Consider the following 23285-nt stretch of genomic DNA (forward strand, 5'->3'; position numbering starts at 1 on the left):
CTTACTTTTGACTACAAAATATGACTTAAACTAAACATCAAACTGGGTAACGGCGCGCCATTTCTACTAAAGACAATTCAATGAGTTCCTCTAACACCCGCTCATTTACATCACTTAATCTATTGATGTATAAACAAGACTTACCCGTCTTGAATTTACCCAGTTGTTGTAATTTCTCTTCAAAATCAGAAAATCCCACCATAATATACAATGCCAAGTTATTCTTACGTGGAGAAAAACCCGTACGCATAAATTGATGCGTTTTTTTATCTGCCGTTTGGTAACTGTATGTGCCATACCCAATTATGCTACTGCCCCACATCACAGCGTCCTGCTTAGTTACTTTAGCAAAAATATCCAGTAAGCCTAAGGCGTCAACTTGCTTTTGTTTATTATCAATAGACTGCACAAAGTCTAAAACCTTGCATGCTGTGGGTAGTGTCTTATTGTCAGCCATACCATCTCCTAATACTGAGTGACTTTGCCAAGCATATTACGCTTAATTTTGGTGAATACAGATTAAGTGGGCCGTAAGCAATGTCAACTAAATACTGTTTTAGGCTAATTTGGTGCAAGAGTTCTAACCTGCTATTCAGCCCCCTATAAAAATATCGATACCTTTGAAATAAAACAATAAATTTCAACTAAACTGACTTATGCAACACAGCATAAAGCACAATGTTAGGTGGCAAATGCGCCACAATGAAACACAAATTTAACACTTATAACATTTCTGTTATGCTTGCGCGCAATTGGTGCAATAGACATTGAAAGTAAAATAATATTACCAACAAAAATAAAACACATTCTTCAATTTAAACTACGACTACTGGACACTCATGAAAACATTAAGAAAAAGCGCCTTAGTACTAGGTATCCATGCTGCACTTGTTAGCCAATTCACTTTTGCACAAGCAACTGAAACAAGTGAACGTGCTTTGGAATCCATTACTGTAACCGCAACAAAACGTACCCAAAGCATACAAGAAGTACCTATTTCAATCGCTACCTTAAACGGTGAACAATTTGAGAGCATATTTTCAGGGGGCGAAGACATTATAGCCTTAGCCGTCCGAGTACCAGGATTATATGCTGAAACATCAAACGGTCGCGTGGCTCCGCGCTTTTATATACGTGGATTGGGCAATACCGATTTTGACTTAGCCGCATCGCAACCCGTTTCTATCGTGATGGACGATATAGTTAAAGAAAACGTGATATTAAAAAGTTTTCCTTTGTTTGATATTGAACAAGTAGAAGTTATACGTGGGCCCCAAGGCACCTTATTTGGACGTAATACTACTGCGGGCATTATCAAATTCGATTCAGTCAAACCAAGTGATGACTTTGATGCCTACGTAAAACTCGGTGTAGGCAATCTAGGTACTATTAATCTTGAAGGAGCTGTTGGCGGTAGCCTTGGCGAGGATCTAGCCGGACGTTTCTCAGTCTTATCACAAGACAGAGATGATTGGATTGACAATGCTTTTACAGGTCAAAAAGATGTGATTGGTGGCTTTGATGAAAAGGCTTGGCGCGGACAAATAGCCTTTGAACCATCTGATGATTTTTCTGCATTGTTAAGTGTCCATGGCCGCGAGCTTGATGGCACTGCATCGGTGTTTCGCGCCAACATACTGACTAAAGGAAGCAATGATCTAAACCAGAATTTCGACCGTGATGTAGTCTATTACGACGGAGACATTGACGGTAACGGAGCTGACAATAATCCACAAACATATGAAAACTACGGCGCTTCTTTAAAGCTAGAATTTGGCCTAGAAGAAATGAATTTCACTAGTATCACTGCCCTTGAAAATGCAGAAGGTTCGAGTTTAGGAGACATAGATGGTGGTGTTACCCTATCCGAAGCGGCTGATATTAATGGCGACGGCACAACTGAGTTAACTTATCCTGGCAACATTGCTTTTAGTGCCGTGACGCAAGATAACTTGGACGACCTTGAACAATTTACACAAGAATTTCGCCTCGCGAGTGACACTACCGAAGCACTCAATTGGCAAGTAGGTGCATTTTATTATGAGTCCTCTTTTAATGTGACCAGTATAGATGGCTTCTTTGGCGCCACCACTGTATTTCATGACAACACCACTTGGGCTGTATTTGGGCAAACCTCTTATGATGTGAATGAAAAATTAAACGTGACTGGTGGCGTACGTTACACCAAAGATAAAAAATCACTGGTTGTAGGTGAACAAAATGTCGACGGTTTTGCTTTAGTTATTGGTGCTGCATCTGTTCAAGATTATGAAGATATTAATGTAGATGACGGCCAAGTCAGTTGGGAGCTAAGTGCCAACTACAAAATTGACCAAAACACTTCGTTATTTAGCCGAGTTGCCAACGGTTTCCGAGCACAAACTATTCAGGGGCGTGATGTAGCATTTGAAGGTGCGCCTTCAGTGGCAGATTCTGAAACCATCCATTCCTATGAAATTGGCACTAAAACAGACTTATTGGATGATACCTTGCGTCTAAATATGGCTGCTTTTTATTACGAAATTGATGATATCCAATTTTCGGCCATAGGCGGTGGCGCCAATAACACGGCACTGATCAATGCAGATAAAGGCACAGGATATGGTTTTGAAATAGATGCACAGTATCTTGTTACCGACAATCTCACCTTAACGGCTGGATACAGTTTTAATCATACTGAAATTAAGGATGATTCATTAACTGTTTTACCTTGTGGTGCAAATCCTAGTTTTAACTTCACAGGCAATTGCACTGTGATTGATCCAAGTGTTGATGGTTATAGGGTATCAATTGATGGCAATCCGTTTCCTCAAGCTCCAGAGACTATCTTCAACTTTACTGCACGCTACGCATTTCCTATTGGCGATGATGCAGAGCTCTCTATCTACACAGATTGGGCATTTCAAGGTAAAACCAATTTGTTTTTGTATAGCTCACTTGAATTCAAAACCAATGACAACTTCGAAGGCGGTTTAAGAATTGCCTACGAAAATTTTGCCGATGATTACAGCATAGCCCTATTCGGACGTAATATTACAGACGAAGAAAACCTAAAAGGTGCAATAGATTTCAATAACTTAACTGGTATTGTAAATCAACCACGAATTTTTGGAATTGAAGCAAAAGTACGTTTTTATTAATGCCTACTTGGTAATCACAGGTATTTAAACAAAGGCGTTCTTGGACGCCTTTTTTATGAATACCGTTAAAACGTTACCACGTGCGTATTTGGATCGACTAAATTGGGAATGGCTTCAAAACTATAGTTCGATAAAATCTGCTTCAGCGTCAGTTGCTAGGACAAGACAAAGCGTCGTAGTTTAAGCACCTAGCTATTCAATGTTTAGCCACTTAACCTTGCGTACAATTAAAGATGTTCACCGCCACTAGCCTCTCGTTTTCCGGTAGCCAACAATATTTCATAACAAGTTTTTATTGACGCAAGTAGACAGTTTGACCTTTATCAGCGCTTTCTCTGGCGGCGTCTAGAATCTCAACAACAGTCATATTGTTTTCAAGGGAAGATAAGTCGGTGGGCTTTACTGTTACTTTGCCTTCAATTACCGCTTTCAAGTAGCTGAAAGGGCTATTATAGGGAGTTGTTAACTTTGGTAGTTTTTCAATTGTTTCATCATAACCATCATAATCTTTGGCTAAACGTACTCTTAACTCTTGGCTATTGTCAGCGTACACAGCACCTGTTAATCCATAAATTTCCATATCTTTGCGACCCATAGGCCAATTCCAAGACGCTTGAATAATAGTTTGAGACTGTGCATACGTCAGTACGATAGTTGCCTCATCTTCAACCTTGGGATTAAACTCAGGCTGAAATTGCTGAGTGACAGCTGTCACTGACAACGGTTTTTGCCCCTCCATTAACCAAGTAGAAAGATTGGCTCCGTAACAGCCAAAATCAATTACCACCCCACCTCCATTTTGTACTGGGTCAAATAGCCATTCTAAAAATTCGTCATGTAAACCTAATTTACCCGGCCCTTTGTGCCCATCACGCACAATCACTTTTCTAATATCACCAAGCTCGCCACTTTTGATAATGTCATAGGCTTTATAATTACTTGGATACCAAGACGTCTCATAATTGGTCAGCAACTGAATTTGGTGCTTTTTTGCCAGTTTATACATTTTTTGGGCATGCTCGCTATTAACTGCCAGAGGTTTTTCAACCATGACATGCACACCTAAAGGCGCCATATTTTCAACCACTTCCAAATGCTCATAAATACTACCAAAGGCTACCGCGGCAGTAGGCGTAACATGTTTCATCATGGTTGGGATATCAGAGTAAACTTTGCTCATTGCAAAACCAAATTGTTTAGATAATCGCAAAGCAAGTGCTGAATTAGACTCCACTAGACCCACAATCTCTATTTCCCCCCTTTTTTCACTCTCAAACACCCAAGCTAGGTGTACATGTGTCAGCCCAACTACCGCTATGGGTAGCGCTTTTTCAGCGCTTTGAACTGGTAAGATAACCCCAATAATTAGAAGTAGAAGTGCAGCTTTTTTCATATTAGACACCCGTATTTAAATTAATTAACCAGAATAAATTCGTTGAAGACGATAGTTTGAAACGCTTGTGAGTAGAGTAATAGGTTTTAACTAATTAGGTAATATGCAAACGTATGCAGTGTCATGAGGATCTATTGCAGCTAATGAACTCGGCTCATCATTGACTGAAATTTGCCTTAACTTTTAGGGCAAAAAGGGGGTTAATTTGCACTTAATAGCTGGCCGCAAACCAGTCAATTGGCGCATTTTCGTGCGCAAAGACATTGATTAATTAATCAATAAACAAACTTTAGTCATCAAAAAATAAGCCGCTTATAAAAATAAACTATGACTAGTCTGAGTTGTTAAATAAGTTTCGCAAGGATACTTAAACTTGCTGCCGTGTCAGTAAAGCTTGTGGGTAGTCTCCCACTCCACATGGCATGAGACTATCAACGTTGTTGTAGAAACAATCTCACTACATGCAAGTTAAGAGTTGTAAATTCAAACTAAGGTTTCAATGCTGCTTTAAGCACATCCCGCTTAATAAGGTGGGTTGCAGCCTTCTTTGAGTGAAGTTCACTTTGGTGTATAACCGCTCTGTTACGGCCTTGTTGTTTTGCTTGATACATGGCTTTATCTGCACTAATCATCAGAGATTCAACAGTGTTTTCAGGGTGATTCTGAAATGCGATACCAATACTGATTGAGGTATTAATTTGAATATCATCCAAGATAAACGGTACTTGAATGGCTTTGATTATCTTGTTCGCTATTTTTTTGGCACATTCAACAGAAATAATATCTTCAAGCAAAACCGCAAATTCATCCCCCCCCAACCGACTTAAGGTATCCGTTTCTCGAATACAAGTTTTAATTAGGTTTGCGACTTCAACTAACAGAAGATCGCCAATATGGTGACCGTAAGTGTCGTTGATGTGTTTAAATTTATCTAAATCTAAAAATAACAACGCCATATTTTTATTACTTTGCCGTCTACATTTGTTTAGCGCATGATCGGCCTTATCGTTAAACAAGGAACGATTCGACAACTTAGTGAGTGTGTCGTGCTGTGCTAAAAACTGCAAATCTGCCCGCGCTTGCATCCGCTCTATTGCATTGCGGATATGCCGCGCCACAAAACTTAATAATTGTACGTCTTTTTCTGTGAAGGTAATTTTGTCATCATAACTTTGTACCACTACTACGCCATGTAAAGGTGCTTCACCAAATGGCACACCTAACCACGCATTAGGTAAAGATCCTTTGATATACACTTTATTGGAATCTATCATGGATTGCATTTTTTGTTTGCTTGCCAATAATGGCGTATTAGTATTGAGTACATAACCTGTGATACTTGGCTTATCCTTATCAATTGGAATAATTTCATCAGGTGGCACTTCATCTACTTCGTCTACTGCATAGGGCAAAGTAATAGCCTTACCATCGTCTATTACCAAAGCCACAAAGAAATTTGCAGCAAACATCAAGTTACCTATGCAATGATGCAATCGTTGATAAAATTCCTGCATATTGGATGTTTCAAAGATCAACTCAGCAATCTCAAACAAAGTATCCTGAATTTTCCCACTGTATTCGAGTTTTTCAATAGAATGTTGCAGTTGCTTTATTGCTCGATTTTTTTCCAATTTGATAGCGGTAATAGATGCAATCACATGTAACGATGCTTGTATTTGAGTACCAAAATCGGCAACATTTTTGCTTGCGCAATAGATCACACCAAGCAATTTTTCATCAGCATAAATAGGCACAATTAGAGCCGATAAATGCCCTGAGGTGTTGGGCACAAAATGGCTATGCTGGCGCAAATCTTTGATGTACTCCATCCCAATTGATTCGGCAACACTGCCAATAATCCCCTCCCCTAAAGGAATTTTCGGATTTACCAACACATCATTCAGAATCGACTGTTTATCAACAAATGCCTCTTTGAGAGATAGCATCTTACTTTGTGGATCGAAAGAATAGAGTTCAAGATCATCAACATGGAGTTCTTTAAGTAGCGTGTCTGATAAAAGCGCGATTATATCCTGGTCAGTATTTGCAGATAGGATATCCATCGTAAATTGACTCACAATTTTCAAATATTTATGTTCAATTTCTAAATGATGATGCTCGCCTTTCATTTACCCTTTAACCTTTACTTTTAGACACTACAGTTAACGCGTTTTTTAAAATACGCTATAAAAAATCATAAAATACTCAATGTATTAGGATTATGAAAATTTAATATATAACGTTGAATAAAATTTGTAACTGTTAAAAAACACTATTTATATCCAAGCGCTTAAAGAATTGCGCTCAGGAAACTGGTGTAAACGTTATTTATCGCGGGTTAGACGGCTTTATTTGACTGTGCTAATTAAGGTCGAACAAGTAGAGGATAAATTATCTGAATGTAAAAAATTTAATCGAAAACGCAGAAAAAGCCCAAATTATGGCTTTAATTAGAATGATATAGCCCAATTTGTTGGGCTGTTTAATAATAGGGATTGGATCAAGGCTCTAACAAATCTAGGAATAAAATCCCTAGGGACTAGTCTACCGCGACAAAATGTAAACCTGAATCACCGCCTACAGATAAGCTCAGCGATGCCTGATTAAGCGTAAAGAAGCGTATATTCGCTAATGTTGCGAAAAAATCTTGCTCTTGTTGCATGACGTTTTCAGGTTCAGTACAGGCCATGTCAGTACTGATAACGTTGGAAATGGTGAGGTCGTTATTCTTTTCATCGATAACAAAATCTGCGCTATAGCTGTTACAACCTCCCGAGCCACTTAATTGCATATTCAACATATCAAAGAACAAGGAAACACTAGTGTTGTCTATTATAGGTTGGGGACCTGCAATACTATCGAAGGCCTCTAGTTCCCACGTTACGTCATCCAATGCAGATAAGGTGTCATTAATGACCAAATTCGACAAAATAATGTACAGCCCACCATCAACTGGAATTTGCTCTAGATCAATTTTTAAGGTTTCAGGATAACCATAATCGTCATTATAAATCACTTCGATAGAAATATTGTCTGCTAGCGCTTTTTCAATTAAAGCAAACAGGCCATCAACAGTATTAATTTCTTGCTGTATTTCTTTGGATATTTCGTCGCCTGAAGCAATATCAACTGCAGATATAACTAAATCACCTAATACACTCAATTCCATTTGCGCCGATACTTCGTCTTCACACTCACAAAATCGGTGACTTTGAATCGTATAATATTGCCCCGAATTGCTGGCCCACTTTTTTTTAGCGGCCTGCAATGCACTCGCCTCATTTGATGGGTTTTCAACTATTGGCGCTGCTACTGCGTGTTGTTTGGCAACAAAATGCAAACCCGAATCACCACCAACAACCATATTCAACGTGGCTAGTTCAAAAGAATAAAACTGCACTTGAGCTAAAGTAGCGAAATAACTCATCTCTTGCTGCATGATATTTTCTGGTTCAGAACAAGCCATTTCAGTACTTACAACACTAGAAATTGAAATGTTGTTATTCTTTTCATCTAGCACTAAGTCGGCACTGTAGCTATTACACCCACCTTTACCACTAATTTGCATAGAATCCATATCAATGGATAAGGATACAGTTGACCCATCTATAACGGGTTGTGGGCCAGCAATACTATCAAAAGCTTCTAACATCCAAGTGACGTTATCCAGTGCCAATAGCGAGTCCTTTATCTCAAGATTTGACAAGGTGATAGACAGGCCACCATCAGAAGCAAGTTGTTCAAGATCAATTTTTGCGGTTTCAGGGTAACCGTATTCTTCATTGTAGGTGACTTCTATAGAGACTTCGTCTGCAATCGCTATTTCGATCAATTCAAACAAACTATCAACGGTCTTAATTTCTTGCTGTACTTCTTTTGAAATGGCTTGCTGAGAATCAATATCAAATGCGGATAAGATTAAATTGTCTGAGACACTAATTTCCATTTGTGCAGACAACTCGTCAACACATTCACAAAAACGCTGACTTTGAATGGTATAGAATTGCCCTGACTGGCTTTCCCATTTGGTTTTAGCGCTTTGCAACAAAGCAAGCTCAGTAGCAGAATTATTCACTGCTACCCCAGCAACTTCCACTTTGTCATTTGTGCCATTACACCCTGATACGCTAACAAAAATGCTTAATATCACAGGAAATACAATGACTTTTCTTATTGAACAGATAGTGTTCTGTGAAAATTTCACATTGATTTTTTTTGCCATATTAACTAAATAAGTCATAGGAATAACAAGATTGATTCTAAGTTGGTAAATAATATAGCTTAGGAAAACTTGGATTTCTGTAATCATTTGTAATCCTTAGGTTAAAACAGAAAATAAACCTAATGACCTAGGATACATACCTTTTATTTAGCCGGATTATCATTGTTATTATCTTTAAGCTGTTTGGCTTTTTCTTTCGCTTCTGTTCTTAAGTCTTGTCGAACTTTTTTTACGTTGTCAAAGGCAGAAAACGCTGCTTCTCGGGACTCAAATTCAAAAATACTTTTAATGGGGCAAGACTCTTCTGAGGTCAGGATTTTGTCGCGACTACCACCACATAATTCAAAGAAGTCGCCTTTAAATCCCGCAGCAAAAGTTGTTTGCAATGACTGGCACTGAAACAAGGTAGTGACTAAATAATAACGATTTTTACCAGTTGCATTAATACTAACAACGTCGTCTTCAAGCATGCCATAACCGCGAATAGTATTTTGACGAACACAGGCTCTGCCGTTTTGCCCGGTTTCAGCTCTCAACAACTCGTCATAACTGGGAAGATTAACATCCAAATTTGTACAAGAATTCAAACTAAAAAAGATAACTAGGGTGAAACAATATTTAAAAAAAGTCATTCCTTTCTCCTTGAACGCTTTATCTCAATGGCCAATCAAAAATTAACTATACCTCTTAAACATGACTTTTTTTAGTTTTCTCAAGACTTAATCAGAAGGTTGAGTTGAACAGCCCAAAGTAGCTAAGATTATTACGGATGCAATAATCAAAGAATTTACAACCTTGCCCACCTACACTATTTGAATTAGTTTTTTTGCGGGCCTAATCTCTTTCTACCTATTCACCACTGATACTAATGGTGAATCATAGCTATGCCACAGACGCCATGCGAAATTTCTCAGCAATCACGGCGCAAAAACGATTATGAAAATCACCGTCATAATCTTAAATAACGAAAAAGGCGCTTCTATTGAAGCGCCTGTTGTTTATTACTTTCTATTTTATATTCTAGAGATTAAACACTTATTCAACTAAATCAAAACGGTCTGCGTTCATGACTTTATTCCAAGCATTCACAAAATCCGCAACAAATTTTTCTGATGAATCAGCACAAGCATACACTTCAGAAATAGCCCGTAGAATTGAATTAGAGCCGAAGAGTAAGTCAACATCAGTCGCATTCCACTTCGCTGCCCCTGTATTACGATCATTGCCCTGATAGGCATTTTTACCGGTTTTGTTCCACTTAGTATTAATGTCTAAAAGATTAACGAAAAAGTCATTCGTCAAGGTTTCAGGCTTATCTGTAAACACACCGTTGCTTATTCCGTTAGTATTAGCGTTTAATACACGCAGCCCACCAATTAGTACCGTCATTTCAGGCGCGGTTAGGTTAAGCAACTGAGCGCGATCAACTAACAAATCCCCTGGTTCAAATTGTGTGTTACTTGAAATATAATTACGAAATCCATCGGCAATAGGTTCGAGTACGGCTATAGACTCAATATCAGTTTGCTCTTGTAGCGCATCAGTACGTCCTGGTGAAAATGGCACACTAATATCACTTCCTGCCTCTTTAGCGGCTTTTTCAATTGCAGCTGCACCCGCCAGTACAATCAAGTCGGCCAGTGACACTTTTTTACTACCAGAAGTGGCATTAAAGTTACTTTGAACACTTTTTAGTGCTGCCAGTACTGTAGCAAGCTGCGGTGGATTGTTGACAGCCCAGTCTTTTTGAGGAGCTAGGGCAATACGCGCACCATTGGCACCACCACGCATATCACTGCCACGAAACGTTGCAGCGGATGACCATGCAGTATTCACTAACTGATGGACAGACAAGCCAGTCGCTAAAATATCAGTTTTAAGGCGTGCTACATCTGCTTCGTCAATTAAGTCGTGATCAACCGCGGGCACAGGGTCTTGCCAAATAAGCGCTTCTGCAGGTACTAATTTACCAAGACTGCGAGAGAACGGCCCCATATCTCTATGGGTTAATTTGTACCAAGCGAGAGCAAATGCATCGGCAAATTCTTGTGGATTTTTATGAAAGCGACGAGAAATTTTGGCATATTCAGGATCCATACGTAATGCCAGATCACTGGTAAACATAATAGGTAAATGCTTTTTACTGCTATCGTGTGCATCTGGCACATTGGCTGCGGATGGATCTGTTGGTACCCACTGTATTGCGCCAGCTGGGCTTCTTACCATGTCCCAATCATAACCAAATAAAATATCAAAATAACTGTTGTCCCATTGCGTCGGAGTGTTAGTCCAAGCCCCTTCTAAGCCACTCGATATAGTGTCGCCACCTTTGCCACTTTTGTAAGCACTACTCCAACCTAATCCCTGCTCTTCAAGACTGGCCCCTTCTGGCTCTGCGCCTACATTGGCGGCATCACCAGCTCCATGGGCTTTTCCAAAAGTATGCCCTCCTGCTATTAACGCAACCGTTTCCTCGTCGTTCATTGCCATACGTGCAAATGTTTCACGAATATCTCGAGCCGATGCTAAAACACTTGGTTCTCCATTTGGCCCTTCAGGGTTAACATAAATTAATCCCATCTGAACCGCAGCAAGGTTACCTTCTAGTTCACGGTCGCCTTTGTATCGTTCATCATTTAACCACTCTCCTTCTGGGCCCCAATAAATATCTTCTTCAGGCTCCCATATATCGGCACGGCCCCCTGCAAACCCAAAGGTTTTAAATCCCATAGATTCTAAAGCAACATTTCCAGTCAAAATAATCAAATCAGCCCAAGAGATTTTGCGCCCATATTTTTGTTTGATAGGCCAAAGTAATCGACGGGCTTTATCTAAGTTAACGTTATCTGGCCAGCTATTGATAGGAGCAAAACGTTGATTGCCAGTACCAGCACCACCACGACCATCACCTGTGCGGTAGGTACCTGCACTGTGCCATGCCATACGAATAAAAAATGGTCCGTAATGGCCATAATCCGCAGGCCACCAATCTTGTGAGTCCGTCATTAACCCATTTAAGTCATGTATTACCGCGTCTAAATCTAGTGTTTTAAATTCTTCAGCATAGTTAAAATCGTTGCCCATAGGGTCTGATTCACTGGTATTCTGATGAAGCACTTTTAGGTTAACCTGATTGGGCCACCAATACTCATTTTTAGAAGTGACTGACTTCTTTTTACCGCCACTGCCCATTACAGGGCATTTTTCGATATCACTCATATTATTTATTTCCTAGTGTTGTATGCGCCTAGTTAAGTTGGCATACCAACTTAAGTCCTAACAAAGGTAGCACTAATACTTATCTTTGCTCCAATGAAGGATATTGATTGCACTAATAGTAAAGTCCTATTAAAGAACTTAGCTTCTCAGTTCAGTCAATAATAGTGCGAATATTGGCACTTTGATTCAATTTATGAGGAACACTTGTTCTAGACTAAAAACCCAACAAAAATCACTATGTTGAATTTTGCTTTACTGCAAACACAGCTAAATTTAGTTTAAATTTTACAATGAAAAAAAATTAGTTGCTCTACGCCCACTGAAAATAGCAGTACAATGGCAATAGCATTATTCTAAATGCTTACCCCCTTCGACATTAATGCTTCGAGGGAGAATGACCTAAAAATAACCAGTAATAAAAAAGCGATAGTCATATATGAGTTTTTCTTCGTTAGCACTAAATCAATGCCTAACTGATGCCGTAAAGAAATTAGGTTACGAGACCCCAACACCAATTCAACTACAGGCCATCCCAGCGATTCTTGCCGGGAAAGATGTGATGGCAGGTGCACAAACAGGTACGGGTAAAACTGCCGCTTTTGCCTTACCAATCTTGCAACAACTGCTTAGCCATAGGCTTATGCTAGGGCCAATCCGTGCATTAGTGTTAACCCCTACTCGAGAGCTAGCACAACAAGTGTATAAAAGTTTTCTGCGTTATGCCGAAAATACACCGTTGAAGGTGGCAGTTGCCTACGGTGGTGTCAGCATTAACCAGCAAATAACTACAATTGCGGCAGGCATAACTATTTTAATCGCTACACCTGGACGATTATTAGATCTTATCGCTAAAGGAAGTGTCGATATAAGTCAGTTACAAACTCTTGTTTTTGATGAAGCGGATCGTATGTTAGACATGGGATTTAAAGATGAAATTGACCGAATTTTGCTTCAAGCCCCCAAAAAAAGGCAAACCTTATTGTTTTCGGCAACATTTGACGCTGCTATTTTTAAGTTGAGTAAACACCTACTTGATGATCCTGTATTAATCGAAGTGAGTGAACGTAATACTGCAGCGTCACAAGTCGAACAAGTGGTATATATAGTCGATAGCGATCGTAAACGAGAACTCACTTCATTTCTGATAGGGTCTAAAAATTGGCATCAAGTTTTAATTTTTACCCGCACTAAACAAACTGCAGATGAATTAGCAAAAGAGATGTGTAAAGACGGCATTCAATCTCAATCTATTCACAGCGATAAATCACAAGGCGCCAGAGAAAGAATACTCGCGGAATTTAAACAAGGCAAAACCAGAGCCTTAGTGGCTACTGACGTTGCAGCAAGAGGAATTGACATCATAGATCTAAAGTATGTGATCAATTACGAATTACCCTACGTGGCAGAAGACTACATACACCGTATTGGCAGAACAGGTCGAGCCGGAAATACTGGGCTGGCGATCTCCCTGATGAGTCCAAAGGAAGAATGGTTACTCGAAGCAGTTGAAAAAGTGCTCGATAGTGTATTATTGCAACAATGGTTCCCCGGTTATGAACCCGACTTAACTAAACACTATCAAGCAGCCAAAAGGCCCAGTAAAGGCAAACAAAAACAACATGCCAGAAAGAAAGCCCTAGGCATCAAAACAACAAAAAAATCTAAGTAATTGTTGCAATCTGAGGTCAAACAAAGCTCAGATATTGATCGCCATAAGGTTAATAGAATAGGTTTGGCAGCACAGGATAATAGTCTTCAATTGTGCTGCTACAACTGTAAAATTGAAAAAAGTTCCTAGCCTAAAAAGATCCAAAAAACATGAATTAGTGTGTGATTAGTAATCTACGGTGCAATGTTTACAACGCAATGGCAACTTGCTAGTGTCTTTTAATTCTCGTTGAGATTAGGTGAAAAACTTCATCTATTTATTGCTTCAAGTCAATAATTGTTCATATAGATCATGCTATTTAATTTATTAATTGTTGGTTAGCAAATAAAATTTAATGTTCAACTCAATATTAAACAATGGCGGCTTAAATGAAAATAATATCATTGATATTAATGATTTGTATCACCGCGATGTTTCCCAACTACCTCTTGGCTAAAGACTTTATCGCTCACTGTCGAGATTACCCACCTGAATTATATTTTAAAGATAACAAATGTGTAGGTGCAGTTCCTGAGTTGGTTAATGACATTTTTACCGAGCTTGGCCACAACATTATTTGGGTAAATGCTTCTTGGTTACGTTCATTAAAAGATGCTAAAGAAGGTCGGGTTGATCTACTTATTCGTCACTCGATGACACCAGAACGAGAATTGATTCTTCGTCCAATTAAATATGCCGATCGAATGAGAAAACTCTCATTTTTCAAATCACCCGCTCTAACATCAGAAATCAATTCATATGAAGATTTAGAAAAAGTGGTTGTGGGGGCGATTCGAGGTGTTTTTTATTCACCAAAATTTGCAAAGCTAGACACGAGAAGAATGATCTTCGTGGAAAAAACCGAGCAACTCGTCTCTATGCTTGAATTAAATCGAATTGATATAGCGGTTTCGTCAGCATCGCATAACAGGGAATTGTTTGAAAACCGATTCGAGGAAAGTTCTTTTTCTGATACCTTTTATAACCCTCTGTACATTAGCATCCCAAAAAGCTCTGCAGCAATGAAGCAATATGATGACGTAGCCAGTTTAATGCTGAAATACCGAAAAAATAACAATATAGACAAATACTTTAAGAAACATGGCTTAGAAATACCCTCGCAATTTTTCAATGACAGCCCCAAAAAAGAGCCGCTGCAGTAACTTTACCAATAAACCAAGCGTATCTGGACTTTCATCATTGAGTCAGACTAAGACACAATTTCAATAGCAGCAAATAAGCGACTGCCTCCATCTGACACTATTTTTCTAAATGTGTTACAAACTTCTGTGTCGTAAAGTTGCGAATAAGTGTTAAGTTCTTCAAGCACAGCCTGTAACCCAAGCGCCCCTCTATAAGGACGTGGATTAATCATCGAATCCGCTAAATCAGCAACAGCCAAAATTCGCGCACCTAAACAAATTTGTTCTCCTACTAGCCCTTTGGGGTAACCACTTCCATCCATTCTTTCATGATGCTGAAGCACCATATCAAGCACTGGCCAAGGAAAATCGATGCCAACTAATACCTCCTCCGCCCGACTCGCATGGGTTTTTATTAATGCAAATTCTTCGGTATTAAGCTTGCCACTCTTAGTCAATAATTCATTAGGTATGGCTGACTTGCCAATGTCATGAATTTGCGCAGCAATTCGGATCCCCTCAACCTCAAAAGCACTCAAACCTAATTCTTGGGCGATCATACGTGAAATAACAGCCACATTATTTTGATGGTGAGCGGTATAGTCATCATTGACTGCCAAGATTGACGAAATACTATTAATTAATTGGTACAAAAAAACATGACTTTTCATACTATTTTCCATAATTTGTTTTTTTTTGTGCCGCCCATAAAATGATTCAAAAGAGCTTAAAATACAATGGCTCACAACACAATCTATGTTTAATCACCCTAGTAAAATCTGTTCAATAATTTATGATGGTTGTTTGTTTTCACATCTAAAAAGCGATAGTTAGAACACGTCAGAGTACGCAAATAACCCCTGACTCCCGCCCGTATGTATAAACAATATATTTTGCTCAGGTGTAAAGAAACCTTGCTGGCAAAGGTCAATCAATCCTGCCATGGCTTTACCGGTATACACAGGGTCCAATAACAAGCCTTCTAATGTTGCCACTAGTTGCACTGCCCGAGTCATCTCATCGGTGCTGATACCATAACCCTCACCGTAGTAATCTCCGTTAGCCTTAACTTTACCAGCTACTTGAGTGTCATCGATTTCCATCAAAGTAAGGGTTTGTTTGAGTAAATCCTCTACTAATGTTTGTTGCGCGACACCACTACGACTGACACACATCCCCAAAACAGGGATATCTTGTTGTAAAGCAATTAATCCAGCTAAAACGCCCGCTTGAGTCCCGGCACTGCCACTGGCAACAACTATTTGATCAAATGAAAGGTGCAAGGCATGACTCTGACTCACTATTTCTGCGGCACACGCTACATAACCCAAACTCCCTAAGGCATTCGAGCCACCTAAAGGGATTAAATAAGGCTTTTTACCTTGCGCCTCTATATCTGACATAACTTGTGCTACCACCAGCTCGCTACTTTGATGTGTTTCGAGACGATGAATTTTGGCGCCACAGAGTTGATCTAACAACAGATTGCCATTTCGATAATAATCCTGACGTGGAACACCTGCGACATCTTCTAACACCAATTCACAAGCTAACCCTAATTTAGCCGCTGCAGCTGCAGTCTGTCTGGCATGATTTGACTGTAAACCACCCACTGTAATTACTGTATCTGCGCCTTTTCTAATGGCGTCAGCCATTAAAAATTCCAATTTTCGGGTTTTGTTGCCACCTCCCGCCAGCCCAGTACAATCATCTCGTTTTACCCAAATGTTGACATTTAGATAATCGGATAAGCGAGGCAACTTCTCCAAGGGCGTTGGAGAGTGACTTAAAGAAACTCGAGGAAAGTGATTTAAATAGTGCATAGCTGGTCCAGAATTCTGCGGGTAAATTGACAACTTACAACACCCTAACAAATATTGTTAGTTGTGTTTGTGCAATGCTTAAGAAGCCAACTTAGATTACAAACTATCCTAAGGGTAGACATGTCACCGTCGACATTAACTTTTGGACTCTTGTGCAGCCCTTAGCCTTTTGATAATAAATAACCCACCCAGCACAAAGGCAAAAAACAAAATGTGCAGCCACAGTTTCGGGCCAATTTGCGTATTTAATGCCGCCAAGGATGAGAGATCAGGAAATTGTTGAGTAGTGACGAGTTTTACCACCCATTCATTCGCGGGTGTGGCGATAAGTGTTGTAAACCAACCTAAAATAATAACCTGAGCAACACTCACGATCATCGAATGATTAATAGTGAAAATGCCTGTCGCAAGCAGGGCATAAAAAATTGAAACGCTAATATGTACAAACCATGATAGCAAAAGTGCTGCTATGTCACTGTAACCTCCAAGGTTGATATAGGCGGCGGCGTGTCTTGAGGTTAGGGTCGCCAAGCCAAAAAGCGGCTGCACTAAAATAAATGCAATGCTAGCAACAAGGCCAACGATACAAGCTGTAATAAGGGTATTTTTCATTAAATGTTTAACTTAAATTATTTTCTATATTGATTAGATAGCTTTAAAGCAACAATCCTTTCAAAAAAACTAATCAAAAACCTGAACGCCTCCCCTAAAGCTAAACTAATGCAGTGCCCCCCAACCTTTGGCATATCACAACCGTCATAAATGCTTAATAAAATTGTTACAAAGCCTCACTAAGATCTTGTGGTTTAAACACACACAGGAAAAAAACATGTATAACAAAAGAATAATTTCGTTAAGCGTATTGGCCTTTTTGACGGCTTGCTCAGGCGATGATGGTAAAGATGGCACAAATGGCGCAGACGGCAGCAACGGCTTAAACAGCCTAGTTAGTCATGAAACGCTAGCGTTCGGCGACACGAATTGTTCTTTTGGTGGCATTAAAATCACATCTGGTTTAGATGCTGACGCAGATGATGTGTTAGCAGACAGCGAAGTAACAAACACCACTTTTGATTGTGAGGTAAACACCGTAGGGACAGCAGGTTCACGATTGCCCTACTCAGTTTTACGTAATGATATTGAAGATGGCGCAAAACCTGGCTCTTTATTTGAAGTGCGCAACGGTGGTTACGGCTCAGACATGGTCAAACACCCCACTCATGCCAATCAATTTTATGCGTTAACCGACCGTGGACCGAATGCTGCGTATACTGGCGAACTCGGCACGGGTAAGGTATTTCCAGTTGCAGACTACATACCTCGCATCGGCCTATTCGAAATTCAAGACAACGGCGATGTGAAGATAATCGAAGAAATTTTGCTAAAACGTCCAGATGGTAGCTTTATTACAGGTTTACCTAATAGCTCTGCTTTAGGTGGCACTGGCGAAACACCTTATTCAGTTTTAGAGGATGGCACAGTTGAAGTACTTCGCGAAGACATGAGCCAAGCATACGATGCAACTAACAACCCTATTTTACTAGACGACTACGGGTTAGATGGCGAAGGCCTTGTGGCTCTTTCTGATGGTACCTTCTGGGTCAGTGATGAATATGGTCCACACATGGTGCATTTTGACATAGACGGAACTGAAATTGGACGTATTAACGCCTTTGCTAATGATGCCAGGGTAACTTTTACTCTTCCCGCAGAATTTGCCAATCGCCGTGCTAATCGCGGTATGGAAGGGTTAACAGTCACGCCTGATGAAAAAACCCTAGTAGGTATTATGCAATCCACTATGTACAACCCAAGCAGTGCTGTAAAAGCACTAGATGTAGTGCGCATCGTCACAGTCAACACAGAAACAGGCAGTGTTTCTCAATACCTATACCAGCAAGAAATAGCACAAAACTCCCAGTCTGGTATTTTTGCACTCAGTGCCACTGAGTTTGTAGTGATTGAACGAGATGGAGCATTTTTAGCCTCTAATCCCGATGCGATGAAACACTTGTATAAAATTGATATTAGCGCTGCCACCGATCTTGAGAGCATCGCTGATTCTGGCCCTTGGACTCAAGACGCGACCCTTGGCTTGACGAAAGACGGTCAAACCTTAGAAGAAGTGGTACTTAACGAAGGTTGGAGCGGTTTAACCAACATTACACCAGTAACCAAAACCTTTGTGGCTGATTTAGTAGCAGAAGTGCAATACCCTCATGACAAACTAGAAGGTATGTGGCTGATTAACGAATCTACTATTGGCGTCATAAACGACGACGACTTTGCAACTTGGGCTTCAGGTGGTGTGTTAGAACAGAAATATTTAGATGCAGGCCAAACTGTGATCGATGGGAATACCTTGTACATCCTTGAAAACCTAGATCTTTAATTAGAAGCGTAAAAGCAAACTATCGCGAAGCCTAGCTGGCTGGCCAGCTAGGCTTCGTTTTAATGTTTATTAGTGCAAAACATGGTGTGAGTTCTCTGCAAATCAAGTGTCAGAAAACAACCAACATACTACTTCAGTAGTACTCAATATTTTACCCCGCCATAAATGAAAGGCACACATCTGAGCCTATTATGTGGCGATTGTCAAAACGCTTCCCTTTTAATTCCTTGCCTATTCAAACAGGCGTAACACCCCATAACAGCTATAATTGTGAAGCACTTAGCATGTCAAGCTAATGGCCTGTGTAGTCTTTAATGGCTGACGTTTAGTTTGCATACGTCCATACAACAAAGAGGAAACTATCATGGGCAAAGCAAGCAATAAACCTGCAACTACATCACCAAGGGAATATGTATTCCATAATATGGGGACATTGTTAAAACGCACTGCCGCGGCAATGGCCAAAGAAAAATCCCTCAGTAACCAATTATCACAATTGAGCCTACATTTTGAAAACAACCAAGATAAATTGACGGAACTTGACCAGACAGCAACGGCAAGCTGGTTAGACGAAATATCGATTAATGCCTGTATTGCTTCAAATATGTTGGATGCATTTACCAAGCAAAATTTGGATTTAAGCATTTTACGATTGGATATGGTGGATACACTTATTCAGTCAATGGAAAATTTAGGACACAACCTGTCACTAGGCGCATTGAGTTTAAGTAGTGGCTGTGCTTTGTCTAAAGATCCTAAAGAAACACAAGAACTTATGGATAAAACTCATGTAATTCAGCAACAGTTTACAAATTTATCCAATAATATTGCAGCGACAACATTTGGTATGCGTTATTTTACAGGACTTGAACCAGAAGTTGCTGCACAACAGCACAGCTCGTCATCACATTGCCCATGCTGTATAGCAGCAGATAACCAAAAACCTAAGTTGGCACTTCAAAATCTATGTACTGAAAAAGGCATTCATACTCGGCTCGGCGCAGCAGGGGAAAACCTTGGTGATTATATATCTGAATTAGAAATTGATCTTGAAACACTAAAAGACCTCATTCTCGCCTTAGCTATATTTTTATTATGGCTCGCTTCGCAACCCTATTTAGCAACCAATGCAGGTGGGCCACCTTGTAATGATGAATGCACTAAGGGTGATAACTTAGTCGGTGCCACAGTCACCAATATTTCGGCAGAACCAATAACCGGATCAACACGTTCATTTCAACCCCAATGTTATGTTGATTGGGATTATTGTTGTACCAATTGGTGCCTGTTGTTTTATTGGGAAAATTTTATTGTGACAGAGACAGATGGACCACACAAATTAGGCGGTCAAGTTCGCCTAACTCAAGGTCAATCAGCCACAGCCGCAAAACGAGTTGCCATTACTCGCGGTGCTGCATTTAGGCCAACAAGGTCGTTGACCGCGCCAGCTAAACCAAGTTGTTAAAAGATGACACTTCCTTGCTGCATTTGGCAAGGAAGTTAAAATAACATCGATTGATTTTGCAGTAATCCCCTTATTGAAGATCACAGCCACACCTTCTCACAACAACGCACTAGCCGAACCTAGCTTTACAATAAATCCAACAAGTGGTCCTTAAAGGATTTACCCACCTTGATGAACCTATCCCCATTTAAACGAATAACTTTATTATCGACTGCCATTACCTGCTGTTTATTCACCACAAAGGACTTATGCACTTGCACAAATTGATGCTGGGGTAACTGTTGCAAACACTGTTTTAGGGTATTACTCACCAAAATAACCTGATCACCCTGCCATACCCTAACGTAATTACCATAGGTTTCGAGACAGCTAATATCGACCAAAACAAACTTGCGTTTTTCTCGGTCGACTTTGAGTACGATATAGTTTGGGCAGTCTGTATTACTGGGCGCTGTTGTATTTAAACGTCGTCGCACTTTGTCTAGGGCTTGGGTTAATCGAGAGGCACTTACGGTTTTTAACAAGTAGTCGGTTACGTCCAGTTCTAAACCTTCAATGGCATATTATTAATAGGCGCTGATGATGATCACTTGTGGGGTTAGTTGAGCACTTTGAGTTGCAAGTGCGAAGGTATTCATAACATAAATATCATTAACTTTGAGAAAACAAACGGAGCTGCCCTTATATTTTCTTATTTCAATTAACGCGCTTCAACATGAAAGCAAGTGAAGATAGATTGGCGTAACCAGTTAGGGATGTTAGATTCGCTGAGCATTTTTATTATATTTAAGGTTTTTTATGTTTATTGCCATTAGCCTGCATATTTTAGCGGCCACTGTTTGGGTGGGAGGAATGTTTTTTGCCTATTCCTTTTTAAGGCCAGTCGCAGCTGATGTATTAGAGCCGCCACAAAGGTTAACCCTTTGGGTTAAGGTATTCGAAAAGTTTTTTAATTGGGTCTGGTTAGCCATTATTCTATTAATTGGCACTGGGCATTTTATGATTGCTCAATTCGATGGATTAACTAACGTGGGTAAACACATTCATTTTATGATGCTCTTGGGTTACATCATGAGCGCAATATTTATGCATATTTATTTCGCCCCGTTTAAACGTTTAAAAGCCGCAGTCGCCCTAGAAGATTGGCCAAATGCAGCAAACAATCTGAACCTAATTAGAAAGATGGTATTGCTGAATTTAGTGCTTGGTTTGCTAACAGTATTCATAGCATCAGCTGGGCGTTACATCGCGCTATAAGCAACATTTAAGATAAAGTTATTAATGAGATTTGACACTATTGACGATGGTTTTCTTAGTTCACTGGCTTGGATTAGCCTTAATAAGTGGTAGAACCTGCGGGGCAGGTTCTTTCGTTTTATTCAATCACTTACTAGCTAATTACTCTTTAATTCCATTTATATTTAGCTTCTCTGCCCCGTTAACTACACCTACTCCTGCAACTTCGCATCCATAACATCATTGCCACAGTTGATAAAAATATCCAAAACACCTTTGCAACTGGTACAGAGTTAACGGTGACGTTAGTTGTTATGGGTAGCTGAGAAATTAATACAGTACTTTTGTCTGGCGTGCCAAAACGAAGACCTAAGGTAAACCCAGGGGAAAACGGATCTAAGCCAAGATTTGGGTCAATACCCAGCAAACGAAATCCGCTTACAATGCTAGAAAAGTCAAAAGAGTCGCCTGCCAGCAGATCGGCTAAAAAGTTACCTGATAAATCAAATAACTGATAAGTGAGATTATTAAACAAACTAAACTCCGGTAGATCTATACCTATTAAACCTGCGCCGTCCACCAAATAATCGTAACCAACGGCCACTTCAGGATCTAACCAGATAGCACTATCTCCCCATTCTAATACTTCATCACTATCCAATAAAAACTGATGACCAAAGCTTGTTCCAAATACCCCACTATAATTACTCGCAGCCGGCTTAAGGCTATTTTCTTGTGAGTTACCTTGCAGCGATTGAGTGGTCAACAAACTATAAGCCAAACTAGAGGGTGGCGCTTGACCATCGTGCGGGGAGCTAAATAAAGTTGTAGCCATAGACTGCCCCGCAAGCTGATAGGTAAAGCCTTGTTTAAGTGTGACCTCTAAGCTATCTGTTCCTGACACACCATCTGCTAAGCCAAACCGTGATGGGGCATAATACAAACGTTCAAACTCGCCGTTTTCGCCGTCCCCGTCTATCTGCAAGCCTACAAAATTACGTCCAGCAAAAGTATTACCTTGCAATGCAACATTGACCCTTGCTTTGGTGTCTTCGGTGACGTGAAAAGTAGTATTTACTTCTGAAACCATTCCTACTAGAGGACTGCGCTGGCCTGCGGCATTCACAGACGTAATATTCGAAGCATAACTAAACCCATCACTATTACCACTTTGATCTATAATAGCTGCGTAAGAGCCAACATTAGCGCCAAATTGGTCTTCATAGCGTATATATGAGTCTTGTACTATTTGATGGTCATTTACTGATTGACTGTTGTAACCAAGCACTGCGCCCTCGTTCGACACTGCGCCTATAGCAAGATTTAAATCGTCAATATCCATGTTTAGGTTTTCTAGGGTGACAGTCACTAGTGAAGTATGCTCTGATACAATTATCGGACCTGCCTTGATTGAACAGGGTATTAACATGGCCGTTAATAATGTCAAAATCAGTTTTTTAGTAAAATCGGCTGTGGTAATAAGCTGTTGATTAGTCTCGATATTCATAATCCTTATTCCTTATCTTTTCGTTAAAAGTCAGGAGCCATTTTGACTATTTAATGCCACTGACAGATGTTGATTAGCCATGGCAATATAATTTGCTA

17 protein-coding genes are annotated in these 23285 nt (G+C 40.0%); 6 read left to right on the forward strand and 11 right to left on the reverse strand.

Annotated elements, in window-relative coordinates; translation table 11 throughout:
• Positions 1-37 precede the first annotated feature (37 nt).
• Complete coding sequence (locus AAC000_RS20855) at positions 38-457, reverse strand: DUF1801 domain-containing protein (protein WP_339725567.1); 420 nt, start codon at positions 455-457, stop codon at positions 38-40.
• A 382-nt stretch (positions 458-839) separates the two neighbouring features.
• On the opposite strand from AAC000_RS20855, the gene AAC000_RS20860 reads away from it, so the two are divergent.
• Complete coding sequence (locus AAC000_RS20860) at positions 840-3140, forward strand: TonB-dependent receptor (RefSeq protein WP_339725569.1); 2301 nt, start codon at positions 840-842, stop codon at positions 3138-3140.
• 292 nt (positions 3141-3432) lie between these two features.
• On the opposite strand, the gene AAC000_RS20865 is transcribed toward AAC000_RS20860, so the two are convergent.
• The 5 genes from AAC000_RS20865 to katG form a co-directional block, all read right to left on the reverse strand.
• On the reverse strand, positions 3433-4533 hold the full coding sequence (locus AAC000_RS20865; RefSeq protein ID WP_339725571.1) for a Gfo/Idh/MocA family oxidoreductase: 1101 nt from the start codon (positions 4531-4533) through the stop codon (positions 3433-3435).
• Positions 4534-5021: 488 nt separating this feature from the next.
• On the reverse strand, positions 5022-6662 hold the full coding sequence (locus tag AAC000_RS20870; RefSeq protein ID WP_339725573.1) for a sensor domain-containing diguanylate cyclase: 1641 nt from the start codon (positions 6660-6662) through the stop codon (positions 5022-5024).
• Positions 6663-7072: 410 nt separating this feature from the next.
• Positions 7073-8842 (reverse strand): DUF6174 domain-containing protein, encoded by a 1770-nt coding sequence (locus AAC000_RS20875; protein WP_339725575.1) that lies wholly within the window; start codon positions 8840-8842, stop codon positions 7073-7075.
• A 56-nt stretch (positions 8843-8898) separates the two neighbouring features.
• Positions 8899-9387, reverse strand: coding sequence for a DUF6491 family protein (locus tag AAC000_RS20880; protein WP_339725577.1), 489 nt, complete (start codon positions 9385-9387; stop codon positions 8899-8901).
• Positions 9388-9790: 403 nt separating this feature from the next.
• Positions 9791-11974 (reverse strand): catalase/peroxidase HPI, encoded by a 2184-nt coding sequence (gene katG, locus AAC000_RS20885; protein ID WP_339725579.1) that lies wholly within the window; start codon positions 11972-11974, stop codon positions 9791-9793.
• Between the two features lie 436 nt (positions 11975-12410).
• Between katG and AAC000_RS20890 the strand changes: the two genes are divergently transcribed.
• Both AAC000_RS20890 and AAC000_RS20895 read left to right on the forward strand, forming a co-directional pair.
• Positions 12411-13643, forward strand: a complete 1233-nt coding sequence (locus AAC000_RS20890; RefSeq protein WP_339725580.1) for a DEAD/DEAH box helicase — start codon at positions 12411-12413, stop codon at positions 13641-13643.
• Between the two features lie 368 nt (positions 13644-14011).
• Entirely contained in the window at positions 14012-14785 is a 774-nt protein-coding gene (locus tag AAC000_RS20895; protein WP_339725582.1) for a transporter substrate-binding domain-containing protein, read from the forward strand.
• 47 nt (positions 14786-14832) lie between these two features.
• On the opposite strand, the gene AAC000_RS20900 is transcribed toward AAC000_RS20895, so the two are convergent.
• The 3 genes from AAC000_RS20900 to AAC000_RS20910 form a co-directional block, all read right to left on the reverse strand.
• Positions 14833-15435: an HD domain-containing phosphohydrolase gene (locus tag AAC000_RS20900; RefSeq protein ID WP_339725584.1), complete on the reverse strand. Its 603-nt coding sequence runs from the start codon at positions 15433-15435 to the stop codon at positions 14833-14835.
• Between the two features lie 159 nt (positions 15436-15594).
• Positions 15595-16587 (reverse strand): D-cysteine desulfhydrase, encoded by a 993-nt coding sequence (locus tag AAC000_RS20905; RefSeq protein ID WP_339725586.1) that lies wholly within the window; start codon positions 16585-16587, stop codon positions 15595-15597.
• Between the two features lie 135 nt (positions 16588-16722).
• Positions 16723-17199 (reverse strand): hypothetical protein, encoded by a 477-nt coding sequence (locus AAC000_RS20910; RefSeq protein ID WP_339725587.1) that lies wholly within the window; start codon positions 17197-17199, stop codon positions 16723-16725.
• A 217-nt stretch (positions 17200-17416) separates the two neighbouring features.
• Here AAC000_RS20910 and AAC000_RS20915 point away from each other — a divergent pair, with 217 nt between their 5' ends.
• The gene (locus AAC000_RS20915) at positions 17417-18979 is read left to right on the forward strand and encodes an esterase-like activity of phytase family protein (protein WP_339725589.1); all 1563 of its coding nucleotides are present in this window, start codon (positions 17417-17419) and stop codon (positions 18977-18979) included.
• A 364-nt stretch (positions 18980-19343) separates the two neighbouring features.
• A complete protein-coding gene (locus AAC000_RS20920; RefSeq protein ID WP_339725590.1) occupies positions 19344-20444 on the forward strand; it encodes a hypothetical protein in 1101 nt (366 codons plus the stop codon).
• A gap of 125 nt (positions 20445-20569) precedes the next feature.
• Here AAC000_RS20920 and AAC000_RS20925 read toward each other — a convergent pair whose 3' ends face one another.
• Complete coding sequence (locus tag AAC000_RS20925) at positions 20570-20968, reverse strand: LytTR family DNA-binding domain-containing protein (protein ID WP_339725592.1); 399 nt, start codon at positions 20966-20968, stop codon at positions 20570-20572.
• Between the two features lie 274 nt (positions 20969-21242).
• Between AAC000_RS20925 and AAC000_RS20930 the strand changes: the two genes are divergently transcribed.
• On the forward strand, positions 21243-21701 hold the full coding sequence (locus tag AAC000_RS20930) for a CopD family protein (protein WP_339725593.1): 459 nt from the start codon (positions 21243-21245) through the stop codon (positions 21699-21701).
• Positions 21702-21882: 181 nt separating this feature from the next.
• Here the strand turns inward: AAC000_RS20930 and AAC000_RS20935 are convergent, their stop codons facing one another.
• Complete coding sequence (locus AAC000_RS20935) at positions 21883-23187, reverse strand: hypothetical protein (protein ID WP_339725594.1); 1305 nt, start codon at positions 23185-23187, stop codon at positions 21883-21885.
• Positions 23188-23285: the final 98 nt, after the last annotated feature.

The organism is uncultured Paraglaciecola sp. (assembly GCF_963977085.1).
In the GTDB taxonomy this organism is placed as follows: domain Bacteria; phylum Pseudomonadota; class Gammaproteobacteria; order Enterobacterales; family Alteromonadaceae; genus Paraglaciecola.